17 protein-coding genes are annotated in these 14,852 nt (G+C 74.0%); 11 read left to right on the forward strand and 6 right to left on the reverse strand.

Translation table 11 applies throughout. The annotated features are described in order from the left end of the window. Positions 1–9 precede the first annotated feature (9 nt). The 6 genes from ACYVLT_RS39045 to ACYVLT_RS39070 all read left to right on the forward strand — a co-directional run bounded on the left by ACYVLT_RS39045 (position 10) and on the right by ACYVLT_RS39070 (position 4,301). A complete protein-coding gene (locus ACYVLT_RS39045; protein ID WP_461125194.1) occupies positions 10–990 on the forward strand; it encodes a beta-ketoacyl-ACP synthase III in 981 nt (326 codons plus the stop codon). Next, complete coding sequence (locus ACYVLT_RS39050) at positions 980–1,318, forward strand: hypothetical protein (protein WP_461125195.1); 339 nt, start codon at positions 980–982, stop codon at positions 1,316–1,318. The genes ACYVLT_RS39045 and ACYVLT_RS39050 overlap by 11 nt, the downstream gene beginning before the upstream one ends. Further along, positions 1,312–1,755, forward strand: a complete 444-nt coding sequence (locus ACYVLT_RS39055) for a 3-hydroxyacyl-ACP dehydratase FabZ family protein (protein ID WP_461125196.1) — start codon at positions 1,312–1,314, stop codon at positions 1,753–1,755. Before ACYVLT_RS39050 ends, ACYVLT_RS39055 begins: the two co-directional genes overlap by 7 nt. Further along, positions 1,752–2,447 carry a lipoyl(octanoyl) transferase LipB gene (gene lipB / locus ACYVLT_RS39060; RefSeq protein ID WP_461125197.1) on the forward strand — a complete coding sequence of 232 codons (696 nt, stop codon included), beginning with the start codon at positions 1,752–1,754 and terminating at the stop codon, positions 2,445–2,447. Before ACYVLT_RS39055 ends, lipB begins: the two co-directional genes overlap by 4 nt. Positions 2,448–2,546: 99 nt before the next feature. Continuing rightward, a complete protein-coding gene (locus tag ACYVLT_RS39065) occupies positions 2,547–3,647 on the forward strand; it encodes a polyprenyl synthetase family protein (RefSeq protein WP_461125198.1) in 1,101 nt (366 codons plus the stop codon). Between the two features lie 63 nt (positions 3,648–3,710). Next, on the forward strand, positions 3,711–4,301 hold the full coding sequence (locus ACYVLT_RS39070; protein WP_461125199.1) for an HAD domain-containing protein: 591 nt from the start codon (positions 3,711–3,713) through the stop codon (positions 4,299–4,301). On the opposite strand, the gene ACYVLT_RS39075 is transcribed toward ACYVLT_RS39070, so the two are convergent. Both ACYVLT_RS39075 and ACYVLT_RS39080 read right to left on the reverse strand, forming a co-directional pair. Continuing rightward, positions 4,209–5,390 carry an alpha/beta hydrolase gene (locus tag ACYVLT_RS39075; RefSeq protein ID WP_461125200.1) on the reverse strand — a complete coding sequence of 394 codons (1,182 nt, stop codon included), beginning with the start codon at positions 5,388–5,390 and terminating at the stop codon, positions 4,209–4,211. The genes ACYVLT_RS39070 and ACYVLT_RS39075 overlap by 93 nt on opposite strands. Before the next feature lie 18 nt (positions 5,391–5,408). Next, on the reverse strand, positions 5,409–6,191 hold the full coding sequence (locus tag ACYVLT_RS39080; protein WP_461125201.1) for a MerR family transcriptional regulator: 783 nt from the start codon (positions 6,189–6,191) through the stop codon (positions 5,409–5,411). A gap of 149 nt (positions 6,192–6,340) precedes the next feature. On the opposite strand from ACYVLT_RS39080, the gene ACYVLT_RS39085 reads away from it, so the two are divergent. Together ACYVLT_RS39085 and ACYVLT_RS39090 are read left to right on the forward strand one after the other, a co-directional pair. Beyond that, positions 6,341–7,075: a sugar phosphate isomerase/epimerase family protein gene (locus ACYVLT_RS39085; protein ID WP_461125202.1), complete on the forward strand. Its 735-nt coding sequence runs from the start codon at positions 6,341–6,343 to the stop codon at positions 7,073–7,075. Beyond that, entirely contained in the window at positions 7,072–8,157 is a 1,086-nt protein-coding gene (locus ACYVLT_RS39090) for a Gfo/Idh/MocA family protein (RefSeq protein ID WP_461125203.1), read from the forward strand. The genes ACYVLT_RS39085 and ACYVLT_RS39090 overlap by 4 nt, the downstream gene beginning before the upstream one ends. Positions 8,158–8,163: 6 nt before the next feature. On the opposite strand, the gene ACYVLT_RS39095 is transcribed toward ACYVLT_RS39090, so the two are convergent. Further along, a complete protein-coding gene (locus tag ACYVLT_RS39095) occupies positions 8,164–8,754 on the reverse strand; it encodes a TetR/AcrR family transcriptional regulator (RefSeq protein ID WP_461125204.1) in 591 nt (196 codons plus the stop codon). Between the two features lie 274 nt (positions 8,755–9,028). Between ACYVLT_RS39095 and ACYVLT_RS39100 the strand changes: the two genes are divergently transcribed. After that, positions 9,029–9,847, forward strand: a complete 819-nt coding sequence (locus ACYVLT_RS39100) for a TIM barrel protein (protein ID WP_461125205.1) — start codon at positions 9,029–9,031, stop codon at positions 9,845–9,847. Between the two features lie 3 nt (positions 9,848–9,850). On the opposite strand, the gene ACYVLT_RS39105 is transcribed toward ACYVLT_RS39100, so the two are convergent. Together ACYVLT_RS39105 and ACYVLT_RS39110 are read right to left on the reverse strand one after the other, a co-directional pair. Then, complete coding sequence (locus ACYVLT_RS39105; RefSeq protein WP_461125206.1) at positions 9,851–11,110, reverse strand: RNA polymerase sigma factor; 1,260 nt, start codon at positions 11,108–11,110, stop codon at positions 9,851–9,853. After that, complete coding sequence (locus tag ACYVLT_RS39110) at positions 11,107–11,427, reverse strand: YciI family protein (RefSeq protein ID WP_360449355.1); 321 nt, start codon at positions 11,425–11,427, stop codon at positions 11,107–11,109. The genes ACYVLT_RS39105 and ACYVLT_RS39110 overlap by 4 nt, the downstream gene beginning before the upstream one ends. A gap of 87 nt (positions 11,428–11,514) precedes the next feature. On the opposite strand from ACYVLT_RS39110, the gene ACYVLT_RS39115 reads away from it, so the two are divergent. Further along, a complete protein-coding gene (locus ACYVLT_RS39115) occupies positions 11,515–12,039 on the forward strand; it encodes a hypothetical protein (protein ID WP_461125207.1) in 525 nt (174 codons plus the stop codon). Positions 12,040–12,167: 128 nt separating this feature from the next. Next, positions 12,168–13,358 (forward strand): lipase family protein, encoded by a 1,191-nt coding sequence (locus ACYVLT_RS39120; protein ID WP_461125208.1) that lies wholly within the window; start codon positions 12,168–12,170, stop codon positions 13,356–13,358. Positions 13,359–13,419: 61 nt separating this feature from the next. Here ACYVLT_RS39120 and ACYVLT_RS39125 read toward each other — a convergent pair whose 3' ends face one another. Further along, the gene (locus ACYVLT_RS39125) at positions 13,420–14,748 is read right to left on the reverse strand and encodes a PucR family transcriptional regulator (protein ID WP_461125209.1); all 1,329 of its coding nucleotides are present in this window, start codon (positions 14,746–14,748) and stop codon (positions 13,420–13,422) included. Between the last annotated feature and the right edge of the window lie 104 nt (positions 14,749–14,852).

Below are 14,852 nucleotides of genomic sequence, written 5' to 3' on the forward strand. Positions count from 1 at the left end.
GGAGGGACGATGACCTACCGCGGTGCGGTGATCCTCGGGGTGGGCGCGAGCCTGCCGGCACGGGTCGTCACCAACGACGACCTGGCCACCGGCCTGGACACCTCCGACGAGTGGATCCGGTCGCGCACCGGTATCGGCGCCCGCAGGTGGGTCGACCCCGGCACGACCACCTCCGATCTGGCCGCGGACGCCGGTGCGCGGGCACTGCGTTCCGCCGGGCGCGCGGCGGTGGACGCGGTGATCGTGGCCACGACCACACCGGACCGGTCGTGCCCGGCGGTCGCGCCCGCCGTGGCCGCCCGGCTCGGCATGATCGGCGTGCCCGCGCACGACGTGGCCGCCGTGTGCACCGGTTTCCTGTACGGCCTGGCCAACGCCGTGGGCCTGATCGCGAGCGGCGCGGCGCGGACCGTGCTGCTGATCGCCGCCGAGACGTTCTCCACCATCCTCGACCCGGCCGACCGCGGCACGGCGGTGATCTTCGGCGACGGTGCGGGGGCGGTGGTCGTCGGTGAGGGCGTGGGCGGGATCGGTCCGTGCGTGCTGGGCAGCGACGGCACCGGCGCCGACCTCATCCAGGTCCCGGCCGGCGAGGACCACTTCCGGATGAACGGCAAGGAGGTGTTCCGGCAGGCGGTCGAACGGATGTCGGAGGTCGCGCTGGAGGCGCTCGCGCGCACCGGCCTCGGACCCGACGACGTGGACCACCTCGCGCCGCACCAGGCGAACCGGCGCATCTGCGACGCGGTCGCGCGCGACCTCGGGATCGACGGGGCGAGGGTGCTGTCGGACCTGGAAGCGGTCGGCAACACGGCCGCCGCGTCGATCCCCGTGCTGCTCGCCGACGCCGCCGCGCAGGGTCGGCTCAAGGCCGGCGACCGGGTGCTGACGGTCGCCTTCGGCGGCGGGCTGACCTGGGGTGCGGCCACACTGGTGTGGCCGGACGTGACGGCCGACTTCGGCACGCTGGGGGTGCGGGGTGACGCGTGAGGCGCGAGTCGAGGTGCTGGAGCGATCCGACACCACCGTCGTGGCCCGGGTGGTGGTCGCCGCCGACGACCCCGTGTTCACGGGCCACTTCCCGGGCTTGCCGATCCTGCCGGGCCTGTCGGTGGTGGAGCTCGCGCACCGGGTCGCGGCACGGGGCACGGCGCGACTGGCCGCGATCGAGTCGGCCCGCTTCCTGCGCCCCGCGTTCCCCGGCGCCGAGCTGACCGTCCGGTTGACCCTGGAGGGCGGGCGGTGTGCCGCGGTGGTGAGCGACGCCGACGGCGTGGTGGCCCGGGTCGGGCTCCGGTACGAGGACGCGGCGTGCTGACCGACGTCCTGCGCCGCTTGCCGCACCGCTACCCGATGTTGTTGGTGGACCGGGTGGTGGACGTGGTGCCGGGGGAGTCGTTGACCGCGCTCAAGGCGGTCAGCGCCAACGAGCCCTGGTGCGCGGAACCCGGTGACTTCCCGTCGACGTTGCTGGTGGAGTCGTGGTGCCAGGCCGCCGTGCTGCTCTCGTCGTGGGAGGAGCCCGACCGCGACCGCGTGGTGCTGCTGGGTGCGATCACGGACGTGGAGTTCCTCCGGCCCGTCGCGCCGGGCTGCGTGGTGCGGCACTCGGTGCGGGTCCTGGACGCCCGCGGCGACGTGGTGGCGTTCACCGGGCGGTCGGAGGCGAACGGGCAGGTGGTGATGACGGTCGGCCGGGTCGTGACCACCGCACGTGCCGCCGCCGACCTCCGGCCCGGGGGCGCGGACTCGTGACCGGTGCCGCGCTGCGCTTCGTGCACGCCGGGTTCGGCCCGGACGCCGTGTCGTACGAGCAGGGGTACGCCGAACAACGGCGGCTGCACGCGTTGCGCGTCGCGGACGAGATCCAGGACGTGTGCGTGCTCCAGGAACACCTCCCGGTCTACACCGCGGGCAAGCGCACCAAGCCCACCGCGTTCCCGGCCGACGACGTCCCGGTGCTGACCGTGGACCGCGGCGGTGAGATCACCTGGCACGGCCCCGGTCAGCTCGTCGGCTACCCGGTGGTGCGGCTGCCGGTGCCGCTGGACGTGGTCGGCCACGTCCGCAAGCTGGAGGACGCGCTGATCGGGACGTGCGCCGAGTTCGGCGTCGAGGCGGCCCGGTTGGCCGGGCGCAGCGGCGTGTGGGTGCTCGGCGACCGCCCGCCCGCGCCGGACGTGCCGCCGTCGGCCGCCCGCGAGCACGGGCAGCACCGCAAGATCGCCGCGATCGGCGTCCGCGTCGAGCGGTGCACCAGCCTGCACGGGTTCGGCCTCAACTGCGACGCGGACCTGACCGCGTTCGACCGGATCGTGCCGTGCGGCATCGAGGACGCGGGCGTGACCTCCCTGTCCGCCGAGCTCGGCCGCCCGGTCGGGGTGGCCGAGGTGGTGCCGGTGGTGGAGCGCCACCTGACGAGGGTGTTCGCGACCGATCACCGGTGACCGCCGCGTTCCACCCGATCGGGCAACCGAGTGCCACCGGTCGTGGACCGCCGGTCGCGCCCACCGGTGTTAGCTTCGGATCGCCGGGAGGTGAGCACCATGACAGCCATCGACACCGTGCGCGGCGACCTCGCCGGGGTCCGCACCGAGGTGGACGCGACGCTCGACCGGTTCCTGGCGGGCAAGGCGCGCACCGCGCCGGACCCGTGCCTGCCGCCGCTGGTCGACGTGCTGCGCGAGTTCATGGCCGGTGGCAAGCGATTGCGGCCGTTGTTCTGCCACTGCGGCTTCCTCGCCGCGGGCGGCTCGCCCGACGATCGCGCGGTGGGGTGGACCGGTGCCGCGCTGGAGATGTTCCACACCTTCGCGTTGGTGCACGACGACATCATGGACCGCCGCGCGTCGCGTCGCGGCCGTCCCACCGTGCACCGGGTGCTCGCCGAGCGGTTCGCCGGCGGCTTCCGCGACCACGGCGACGACGGCGGCGGCGGTGCGGCCGAGCGGTTCGGCGTGAACCTGGCCATCCTGGTGGGCGACCTGTGCTTCGCCTGGACCGACGAGATGCTGGACCGGGCGGAGGTGGCGGACCGGGCGCGGTGGCGCGAGGTGCGGTCGCTGCTGCACACCATGCGCACCGAGCTCATCGCCGGGCAGTACCTGGACCTGGGCGGCGACCCGCGGTCCACGGCGGACCCGGTGCGGTCGGCGTGGCGGGTGATCCGGCTCAGGACCGCCCGGTACACGGTGGAGCTGCCGTTGCGCATCGGCGCGGCGCTGGGCGGGGCCGACGCGGCGCTGATGCGGGCGTGCGGCGCCTACGGCCGGCCGGTCGGCGAGGCGTTCCGGCTGCGCGACGACCTGCTCGGCGTGTTCGGCGACCCGGGGGTGACCGGCGAGCCGGCCCCGGACGACCTGCGCGGCGGCCGGCCGACCGTGCTGATGGCGTTGGCGTGGCAGCACGCGACCCCGGAGCAGCGGGAGCTGATCTCGTCCCGGCACGGCGATCCCGACCTGGACGAGGACGCGGCCGCACGCCTGCGGGAGGTGGTGATCGCGACCGGGGCCGCCGAACGGGTGGAGCGGCTGATCGCCATCCGCGTGGACCGGGCGTTGAGCGCGTTGCGCGCGTCGTCGATGGACCCGGCCGCCAAGGCCCCGTTGGCGGAGCTGGTCGCCCACGCGACCCGTCGCGCCGCGTGAACGACATGTCCACACCGGACTTCGACGGCCGCGCGGGGCCACCGCCGGGGTAACGTCGATCGGGTGAGGCCGTTGCTGTTGGTGGACATCGACGGGCCGCTGCACCCGTTCGCCGCCCGCACCCCGCCGCCCGGTTACGCGGAGCACCGGTGGCGGCTGTCCCGGTGGGGGCGGTCGGTGCAGCGGGCCTGGCTGAACCCCGCGCACGGACCGGCGCTGCTCGCCCTGGCCCGGCGGACCGGCGCCGAGCTGGCCTGGGCCACCACGTGGGAGCACCGGGCCAACACGACGGTCGGACCGGCGCTCGGCCTGCCACCGCTGCCGGTGGTCGGGGTGCGTGCCTACGAGGGCAAGGCGGACTGGAAGTTCGGCGCGGTCGGCCGGTTCGCCAGGGGTAGGCCGCTGGCCTGGCTGGACGACGACTTCGACCTGTTCCCGACCGCGCGCCGAGCGTTCCTCGACCGCCGCCGCGACCTCACCGCGCTGATCGCGGTCGACCCGGCCACCGGCATCACGGCCGACCACCTGGCCGCCGTGGAGGCGGCGCTGGGTCCTGACCGGTCAGCGCAGGTGGCGGTCGAAGAAGGCGACCACGTGCCGGCGCACGGCCCGCACCGAGGCGGTCTGGTCGAGGGCACCGACCATGGCGGCTAGTCCGGCGTCGTCCATCAGCCCGGCCGCGTGCAGTTGCGGCGCCATGGCGGCGAAGTCGGTCAGCGCCCAGTGGTTCGCGCCGGCGATCACGTGGTGGCGGACGCGGCCGTGCGAGAGCGCCGCCGACCACGCGCGCCGGTAGCGGTCGTTCTGGAAGCCCTCCGTGCCCAGCAGCAGCAACGGTCGGTCGGCGCCGTAGCGGGCCACGGGGAGCAGTTCGCCGTCCTGGCCCGGCTCATCCGGGTGGTAGTCCAGGAAGCCCTCCAGGTTGATCGCGGCGTCGATGCGGTCCCGGTCCTCGTACATCGCCTCGGCCGCGATCGTGCCGCCCAAGCCGTGGCCGTAGACGCCGACCCGGCGCAGGTCCAGGGCACGGGCGAGGTTCGTCGGCAGGGGGCGGCCCTCGGCGTCGGGGTTGCCGCCCGCCGCCAGGAACTCCAGCCGGTCGAGCACGAAGTCGGTGTCCGCGAGCCTGGTGGCGATCACGGCCCGGTACAGCTGCGGATCCGTGTGGGGGAGGCCGGGCAACCCGATCGGCCGCGGCCCGGCGGGCAGGTCGACGGTGAAGGTCTCGCCGGGGTGGTCGATCGTCACCACGACGTACCCGCGGCTCGCCAGCTCCTCGACGGTGGTGGTGCCGAAGGCCCGCGGGTCGACCAGACCGGGGCTGTAGAGCACGACCGGTCGTCGCACGGGGCGCGCGGGGGCGTCCACGTGCGAGTGGGTGAGGGTGGCGCCCCAGTCCACGCCGCTCGGCGGCAGGTTCGGGTACACCCACGGCACGACCGCCGGCAGCGCCGCCGCCGCACCCGGCGTCAGCTGCGGTGCGACCGGGTGGTCGCGGACGTCCAGCGCCGGGTAGTGCACCGAGACCACCACCTCACGCGGCCGACTCACGGGAGCCGGCCACGGGTCCGGGCGAGCGCCGTCCACCAGGTGCAGCGTGGTGACGCCGACGCGGTGCGGGCCGGTCGGCGCGGGCAGGCGCAGGGTGAGGTCGGGTTCGGCCTCGGCCACGCCGGTCGGGCCGCCGGTCAGGCCGGCGGTGAGGACCAGGGCCGCCAGTGCGGCGGTCGTCCGATGGGACATCTCTTCCCCCCAATTGATCTATTCGGCTGACAGCGCGCCGTACATCCGGGCCACGTAGTCCCACAGGCCGTCGCCGAGGTCGTCCAGCGGCTGACCCGGCAGCACGTCGCGCAGCACGCCCCGGCCGTGCTCGCGGAAGAACGCGCCCATCGAGCGCAGGATCTCCCGGTCGCCGGCGGCGAACGTCTCGCCGACGTGGACCAGGCGCCGCGCGGTGCGGCGGACCTCCGGACCGTCGACCGGGTCGCCCGCGCGGTAGTGCTCGACGACCTTCGCGAGCACCTCGGGCCACTCCTCGTCCAGTCGCTCCCGGGCTTGCGGGCCGATGTCGAACGCGTGCTGGTCGAGGAAGTCGCGTTGGTCCCGGGTGAGGTGCCGGTCGAAGAGCGTGGTGCTGCCCAGCAGCGCGAGGAGCCGGTCGGAATCCGGTCGGGTCGGCCCGTTCAGCTGGACGAGCAGACCCCTCGTCTGGCGACGCAGCGCGTTGAGCCGCCACACCTGCTCGTCCAGCTGTTCCAGGTGCCCGGCGAGCACCCGGGCGAGCGGTCCGGGGTCGGCCACGTCGGCCAGCACGCCGCCGATCTCGTCCAACGACATGCCGAGCCGCCGCAGCAGCCGGACCTGGTAGAGCCGGTGCAGGTCGGCCTCGGTGTAGCGGCGGTGGCCGGAGGGCGTGCGCTCGCTCGGCCGCAACAGGCCGAGTTCGTCGTAGTGGTGCAGCGTCCGCACCGTCATCCCGGCGACCTTGGCGAGCGCCCCGACGCTCCACCGCGGCTGGTCCAAGCCCCCCTCAGCGCTCATGGGACGGACCCTAGAACCTCACGCGACGTCAGGTTCAAGTCTGTTCCCCCGACGAGTGAGCGCCTAGGCTCTGGCGTGAATTTCTACCACCTGGTAGAGATTTATGGGAGCGCTTCCATGCACGCCGACGCCGACGTCAGGAGCCCGTGATGAGCGGAACGTCCGTCCAGCTCTACTCCGTCCGCGACGCGTTCGCGGCCGATCCGACCGACACCCTGCGGCGACTCGCCGCCATCGGCTTCACCCACGTCGAGCCCTACGGGGTCGTGGAGCACGCGGACGTGCTGCGCACCGCGTTGCCCGAGCACGGCCTCACCGCGCCGACCGCGCACGCGCAGCTCATCGGCGCCGACCAGCACGCCGTCTTCGCCGCCGCGGCCGACTGCGGCATCGAGGTCGTCATCGACCCCCACGTGGGCGCGGAGAAGTGGCACGACCCCGCGGACATCGCCGCCACCGCGGCCGCGCTCAACGCCGCCGCCGCGCTCGCCGCCGGGCACGGCGTCCGCGTCGGCTACCACAACCACTGGTGGGAGTTGGCGTCCCGGGTCGACGGCCGCAGCGCGTTCGAGGTGCTGGCCGACCGGCTCGACCCCGAGGTGGTGCTGGAGGTCGACACCTACTGGGCGACGGTCGGCGGCGAGGACGCGCCCTCGTTGCTGCGCCGCCTCGGCTCGCGGGTGCACGCGATCCACGTCAAGGACGGCGGTCTCGCGCGGGACGGCTCGGGCCAGGTGCCGGCCGGTCAGGGGCGCGTGCCGGTGGCGGAGGTGCTGGCCGCCGCGCCGGACGCGTTGCGCGTGGTCGAGTTCGACGCCTACGACGGCGACGTGTTCGCCGGTCTGGCCGCGAGCCACGCGTTCCTCGGCGAGGTCGGGGCGTGAGCGCGCCGACCGGGGTCGGTGTCGTCGGCACCGGCGTCATCAGCGAGGAGTACCTGCGCAACCTCACCGCGTTCCCGGACGTGCGGGTGCTGGCGGTCGCGGACCTCGACGCGGCGCGCGCGGCCGAACGGGCGGCACGGCACGGCGTGCCCCGATCGTCCACTGTGGACGAGCTGTTGGCCGACCCGGGCATCGGGATCGTGGTCAACCTGACCGTGCCGGCGGCGCACGTCGCGGTGAGCACGGCCGCGATCGAGGCGGGCAAGCACGTGTGGGTGGAGAAGCCGCTGGCGCTGGACCGGCGTGGTGCCCGGGACCTGCTCGACCGTGCCGCGCAACGGGGTCTGCGGGTCGCGTGCGCCCCGGACACCCTGCTCGGCGCCGGCTGGCAGACCGCGCGGCGGGCCGTCGACGCCGGTCGGATCGGTGCGCCGCGCACCGCGCTGGCGCTCTTCCAGACGCCGGGGCCGGAGCGCTGGCACCCGGCGCCGGAGTTCCTGTTCCAGGCGGGCGGCGGGCCGTTGCTGGACATGGGGCCGTACTACCTGACCGGGCTGGTGCACCTGCTCGGCCCGATCAGCCGGGTCACCGCCACCGGCGGCCGGTCGCGGGACACACGGGTGATCGGGTCCGGACCGCGTGCGGGCGTCGAGTTCGAGGTGACCGTGCCGACCACGGTGAGCGCGTTGGTGGAGTTCGAGCGCGGCGGGTCCGCGCAGGCGGTGTTCAGCTTCGACTCGGCGTTGCCGCGGACGGGTTTCGTGGAGGTCGCCGGCACGCTCGGCACGGTCGTGCCGCCCGACCCCAACCGGTTCGACGGCGAGACCGCGCTGCACCTGTTCGACGGCGTGCAAACGCTTGCGCCGCAGGGCCATTCCGCGACGCGCGGCACGGGCGTGCTGGAGCTGGCGCGGGCGATCCGGGCCGGTGAGCCGGAACGCGCGTCCGGCGAGCTCGCCTACCACGTGCTCGACGCGATGCTGGCGGTGCAGGAGTCCATCGAGGCGGGACGTCCGGTGGACGTCGGCAGCACGGTCGAGCCGCCGCCCCCGTTGCCGGCGGACTGGGACCCGTACGCGTGACGACGCTCAGTCGAGCGGGACGGTGAGCAGGGTGCGCAGGTAGAACCGCAGTGAGCCGACCAGGTCCACCTCGTCCGGCGTGGTCAACCACTGGACCTGCAAGCCGTCCATCAACGCGATGAACGCCAGCGCCGCGGCCGCCGGGTCGACGTCCGGCCGCAACTGGCCGCGGTCCGCGAGGGCCTGGAACGAGCCGACCACGCCGTCGCGCGCCCCGCGGTAGTGGCGGACGAAGTAGTCGTGCGCCGGGTGGTCCGCCGCGACGGCCTCCGCGGCCAGCCGCGAGTAGAGGTCGACGATGCCGGGGTGGCGGACGTTGTGCTCGGCCAGGGCCAGGAAGTGGCGCAGGACGTCGAGGCCGGGGGTGGCTTGCAGCTGCTCGCGCTCGGCGTCCTCCGCGTCACGGCGCTCCAGCACGGCCGCGAGCAGCGCTTCCTTGGTCGGGAAGTAGTAGAGCAGCCCGGCGTGCGTGATGCCGGCGCGCTTGGCGATCTCGCGCAGCGACGACCCGTGATACCCGGCCTCGCCGTAGACCGCGACCGCCGCCGTGATGATGTCCTCGCGGCGGATCCGGCCCTTCAGGTAACCGCCGGTCACCGGCCCGCCGTCGTCTCGCGCACGCGGACATCATGCCGCACGGCGTCGACCGCGGCCGCCCGTCGTCCGGCGCGGGTCAGCTCGACTTTTGTCGAAAATCGGCAGAAGTCTTGCCATCTTCGGTCAGGCCTGAACAGAATTGCGCTTCCGCAGTCGGCGACTCCTCGACGACACCGGGCAGCAGGCGTTCCGGCGGTGCCGAGGAACCGTCCAGACACCCCAGGCCGGATGACCGGGGCCAGATGACCGGGGCCGGCTGACCGAGGAGCCACCCATGCCGTCCCGCCGCACGTTCCTGAGCAGCGCCCTCGCCACCGGCGCGGCCGTCGCCCTGCCCGCCACCGCGTCCGCCTCCGGGCGCCCGTGCCGCCGGGTGCCGAGGGAGTCGATCAGCATCCAGCTCTACACGTTGCGCGGCATCATCGGCGACGACCCGGAGCCCGTGCTGTCGGCGTTGGCCGACATCGGTTACCGCAAGGTCGAGCTGGCCGGCACGTACGGCCGCAGCGCCGCGGAGTTCGCGACCGTGCTGCGGCGGTGCGGGCTGCGGGCGACGTCGAGCCACACCGGCATCGACGGCGACCTCGACAAGGTGATCGCGGACGCGCGCACGCTCGGCAACAAGTACGTCGTGGTGCCGTGGGTGGACTACCCGACCTTGGCCGAGTGGCGGGCGTTCGCCACCCGGCTGGAGGCGGCGGGGGACCGGCTGCGGCGGGCCGGGCTGAGCCTCGGCTACCACAACCACGCGCACGAGTTCGCGCTCGTGGAGGGCGAGCGGCCGTTCGACGTGATCACGGCCGGGACGACGCGGCGCAACGTGCACCTGGAGCTGGACCTGTACTGGGCGGTGGCCGGCGGCGTCGACCCGGTGGCGGTGTACCGGGCGAACTTCCCCCGGGTCCGGCAGTTCCACGTCAAGGACCGCGCGGCGGACGGGTCGTTCGCCGACCCCGGCACGGGCACGATCGACTTCGCGGCCATCTTCCGGGCCGCGAACGTGTCCGAGTACATCGTGGAGAACGACCAACCGCGTGACGCCCTCGCGACGGCGCGGATCGGCTACGACTACCTGAGGAACCTCCGGTTCTGAGCTTCACGCCCGGTCGAGGCGACTGATCCGGCGGGCGAGGTGGCGGCGTTCGACGTCGGTCGGGGCCGAGGCGAGGGCCTGCTCGTAGGCGGCCCGCGCCTCGGTGGTCCGGCCCAGGCGGCGCAGCAGGTCCGCCCGGGTGGCCGGGAGCAGGTGGCCGGTCGGCTCGCCCGCCAGGTCCTCGACCAGGGCCAGACCCGCCGCGGGGCCGTCCGCCATCGCCACCGCGACCGCCCGGTTGAGCCGCACCACCGGTGACGGCACCAGCTTGACCAGCTCGCCGTAGAGCAGCGCGATCTGCGGCCAGTCCGTGTCCGCCGCCCGCGCGGCCGTGGCGTGGCACGCGGCGATCGCGGCCTGCACCTGGTAGGGCCCCGGCCGGCCCCGCCGCAACGCCGCGTCGAGCAGCACCACGCCTTCCTCGACCTGCCCGCCGTCCCAGCGCGACCGGTCCTGCTCGTCCAGCGGCACCAGATCGCCCGCGCCGTCGAACCGCGCCTCCCGCCGCGAGTCCTGCAACAGCGTCAACGCGAGCAGCCCCACCGCCTCCGGCTCGTCGGGCATCAGGTCGACCAGCGTGCGGGCGAGCCGGATCGCCTCCGCGCACAGCTCGCGGCGCACCAGGTCGGCGCCACCGCCGGCCGCGTACCCCTCGTTGAACAGCAGGTACAGCACGCCCAGCACGCCACCGGTGCGTTCGGGCAGCAGGTGCGCGGGCGGCACCCGGTAGGGGATGCGGGCGTTGCGGATCTTCCGCCGCGCCCGCACCAGCCGCTTGGCCATCGTCGCCTCCGGCACCAGGAACGCCCGCGCGATCTCGGCCGTGGTCAGACCGGTGACGGTGTGCAGGGTCAGCGCGACCCTGGCCTCCAACGTCAGCGCCGGGTGGCAGCACGTGAAGATCAGCCGCAGCAGGTCGTCCCCGAAGCCCTCCTCGCCGGAGCGGTCGCCGGAGCCGTCGACCCGGAAGCCGTCGATCTCCGCGGGCTCGTCGTCGGGCACCGCCGCCACCTCCCGCAGCTTCGCCGCCTCCACGCCCGACCGCCGCAACCGGTCCAGCGCCCGGTTGCGCGCGGTCGTGGTGAGCCACGCGCCCGGTCGGCGCGGCACGCCCTCGCGTGGCCAGCACTCCAGCGCCCGCGCGAAAGCGTCTTGAACGCACTCCTCGGCGAGGTCCCAGTCGCGGGTGAGGCGGATCAACGTGGCCACGATCCGCCCCCGCTCGGCCCGGAACAGCTCCGCGACCTCGGCGTCGACCGTCATCCCGGGTAGAAGGGCCGGACCTCGACCGAGCCGTACCGCGCGCACGGGTGCCGCGACGCGATCCGGATCGCCTCGTCCAGGTCGGCGCAGTCGACCACGTCGTAGCCGACGATCTGCTCCTTGGTCTCGGCGAACGGCCCGTCGCTGAGCAGCACCTCGTCACCGCGCGTGCGCACGGTCGTGGCGTCCTGGACCGACCGCAGCTGCGACCCGTCCAGCCGCTTGCCCTCGACCTCGGCCAGCCACTGCTCGATCGTCGGGTCGCCCTCGGTGGGCTCGATGGCGTCGTCGACGCAGATCAGCAGCATGTACTTCATGGGTGACTCCTGTCCTCCGGTGCATTCCACCACTACGACGAACGGAACCGCCCCCGGAGGACACCCGCGCGGCATAACCTTCGCGCCATGACGAGAGACCTGGCCGCGATCGAGGAGGACGTCGCGCACCTCGACGCCGCGTTGGAGCCCATCGCCCAGGCCCCGGTGGACATCAGCCGCCTCGACGACTTCGACCGGTGGGTCGCCGAGATGCGGGCCGAGCCGAGCGCGATGGACCAGGCGGGTGTCCGCGCCGAGGCGGAGGCGGTGCTGACCGAGATCCTCGCCCGGTACGCCGAGGACGAGGCCGCGCGGCCGGCGCTGCGCGCGATGTTCGACCGGTACGGCTCGTTCGCCTGGGGAGTCCACCTCCCGTCCGCCGCGACGCCCGAAGGGGGCCGCACCGACCTGCTGCACCTCTCCGTCCGCGACCACGGCCGGGACACCCGGGACGAGATCCTGCGGTTGCGGGACGTCTGCGACGAGGCGCGCCGAGCGGGCGTGGACATCGGCCCGATCCTGCGCGAGGTCGCGGCGATGTCCAGCGACGTCGACCGGTACGGCATGGGGTCGATGCGGGCGCTCCTGCTGGCGGAAGCCGGGCCGGAATAGCACCACGGTGCAATTGTTGGCTCTCCTTTTTGCGCTCGGGTGACAAGAATTCACAGGCCGCTTGACCTGCGCGAACCGCTCGCGCAATGGTTCGGCGGTATTCGCCCGAGCTCGACGAGGAGCAACCGATGCGATTGCACCGCGGGTGGGCCGTCGCGCTCAGCGCCGCCCTGATGGCGTCCGGCACGGCCGTCGCCACCGCCCAGATGTCCCACTCGGCACAACGCTCCGCGCCGGCCAACGGCGACGTGCTGCGGTCCGAGGCCACCGACTTCTTCCTCGACCCGGCCAAGCTGCTGCGCGCACCCGCCACCGCGCGCCGCGTCCTGTACCGCAGCACGGACACGCACGACCGGCCGATCGACGTCAGCGGCACCGTGCTCACCCCGCACGCGCGGTGGTCCGGTCCCGGGCCGAGGCCGGTCGTGGGCTACGCGCCGGGCACGCAGGGCGTCGGCGACGAGTGCGCGCCGTCCCGGCTGATGGCGATGGGCACCGAGTACGAGGGCCCGTTCCTGGCCGGTCTGCTGGCCCGCGGCTTCGGCGTGGTGATCACCGACTACGAGGGCCTCGGCACGCCCGGCACGCACACCTACGTCAACCGCGCGGCCGAGGGGCACGCGGTGTTGGACGCGATCCGGGCCGCGCAACGGCTGCCCGAGGCGGACCTGCCGGACGACGGGCCGGTGGCGACCGCCGGCTACTCGCAGGGCGGCGGCGCGTCCGCGGCGGCCGCCGAACTGCACCCGACCTACGCGCCGGAGTTGGCGCTGAAGGGCTCGTACGCGGGCGCGGTGCCCGCCGACCTCGGCGTGGTGGCACGCCACCTCGACGGCCACTACGCGGCCGGGTTCCTGGGGTACTCGCTGCTGAGCCTCGACGCGGCGTACCCGGAGCTGGACATCCCCGGCCTGCTGAACGACGCGGGACGGGAGATGTTGGCCCGGGTGGCGCACCAGTGCACCGGTGAAGCGCTCCTCGCGCACGCGTTCCGCAGGTCGGTCGACCTCACCGCGGACGGTCGGCCGCTGGCCGCGTACCTGGACGAGGAGCCGTACGCCTCGCGCGTGGAGGAGCAGCGGATCGGTGTGCGCAGGCCCGGCGCGCCGGTGCTCGTGGTGCACAGCGCCTTGGACGACATCGTGCCCTACGCGCAGGGCGCGGAGATGGTGCGGCGGTGGTGCGCGCTGGGCGCGAACGTCAGGTTCAGCACGTCGTTCGTGCCGACGCACGCGGCCGCGATGGTCGCGGCCTACGCGGAGGCGTTCGCCTGGCTGGAGGCCCGCTTCACCGGCGTGCCCGCACGCGGCACCTGCTGACCGCTCGAACGCCCGCTCGCGGTGTCTTCCGCCCGGACACCGCGAGCGGGCGTTCGCCCGGTCAGGCCCGCTTGACCGAGGGCTGGGGCGGTGCGGGTTGCGGCTGTGCGGGTTGGGGCCGGCCCTGCTGGGATTGGCCGTGCTGGGACTGGCCCTGCTGGGGTTGGGCGTCGCGGGCCCGGCCGAGCAGCCGGCGGGCGCGCAACGCGATCTCCAGCGTCAGCCGCTCGTCCGGGTCCGCGAGCCGGTCGCCGAGCAACTCCTCCAGCTGGTGCATCCGGTACCGCACGGTCTGCGGGTGCACGTCGAGCCGGTTGGCGATCTCGCCGATGCCGCCGCGCGTCTCCAACCACGCCAGCAACGTCGTCTCCAGCCGTTCCCGCTGCTTCACCGTCAACCCGGCGAACGCCGCCAGCGCACGCCTGCTGAGCTCGCCCACCAGGAACTCGTCGGACAGCAGCGCCAACGTGGCCAGGTGGTCGTCGCACCACGTCACCGGGACGGCGGGCAGCAGACCGCGCCGCACGAACCCCAGCGCCCGCCGCGCGCACGCCAACGACTGCCGCGCCTCGGCCAACGGCACCGTCGGCCCCACCGCGGCACGCCGCCCGCGCAGCTCCAGCTCCAGCCGGGCCGGCGGGTTGGCCACGACCAGGCACGGCGTGGAGCTCTCCAGGTCGACCAGCACGTCACGGGCCAGCGTCACCGACGGCAACTGGTGCTGGTCCTCGCGGTACTCCAGCGCCACCACCGCGACCCGTTCCGGCAACGGCCAGTCCGTGGTCCCGGCCAGGTCGGCGAGCGACCTCGGTGACGGCGGCTGCTCGGCCAGCACCAGCTTGAGCAGCTGGCGCCGCCTGCGCTCCAACGCGCCGCTGGCGTTGGCCCGCGCCTCCGAGTAGCCCTCGATCGCGACCCGGCACAGCTCGTCCACCCACGCGAAGATCGCGTCGGCGACCACGAACAGGGTGTCGGTGGGCACGTTCATCTCGCGGCCGTGCTCGCTCAGGTGCCGCCACACGACCCGTGCGCCGACCCGCACCGCGGTCTGGAGGGAGTCCATCGTGCGGCCTTCGAGGTACTCCATCCGCCCGCTGTAGCGCAGCACGGCCTGCCAGTCGGCCTGCGCCGCGTCCGGGTTGCAGATGTTGTCGAAGCACTTGACGATCGCCATCTCGACCGCGCCGACCAGCACCTCGCGGAACTTGCCCTCCAACGGTTGCGCGTAGGCCGGCACGGTCCGGCGGATCTCCCGCACCACGTCCCGCACCAGGACGCCGGACAGCGGTGCCATCTTCTCGGCCAGGTCGCCCGGGATGGTGGACCACAGCTGCCGCGCCGCGCTGTACGTCCGCTGCCGCACCAACCCGCCGTTCAGTGGGATCGTCATGCTGCCTCCGCCGCGCGAAGTACCGCCCTGGGACTTCGCCCGGCTGACCATAAAATCATCCGCGATGGTGTGTCAAATATTATTCGCGCCATCCTGATGCGTTC

It is taken from the genome of Saccharothrix stipae (assembly GCF_054781895.1).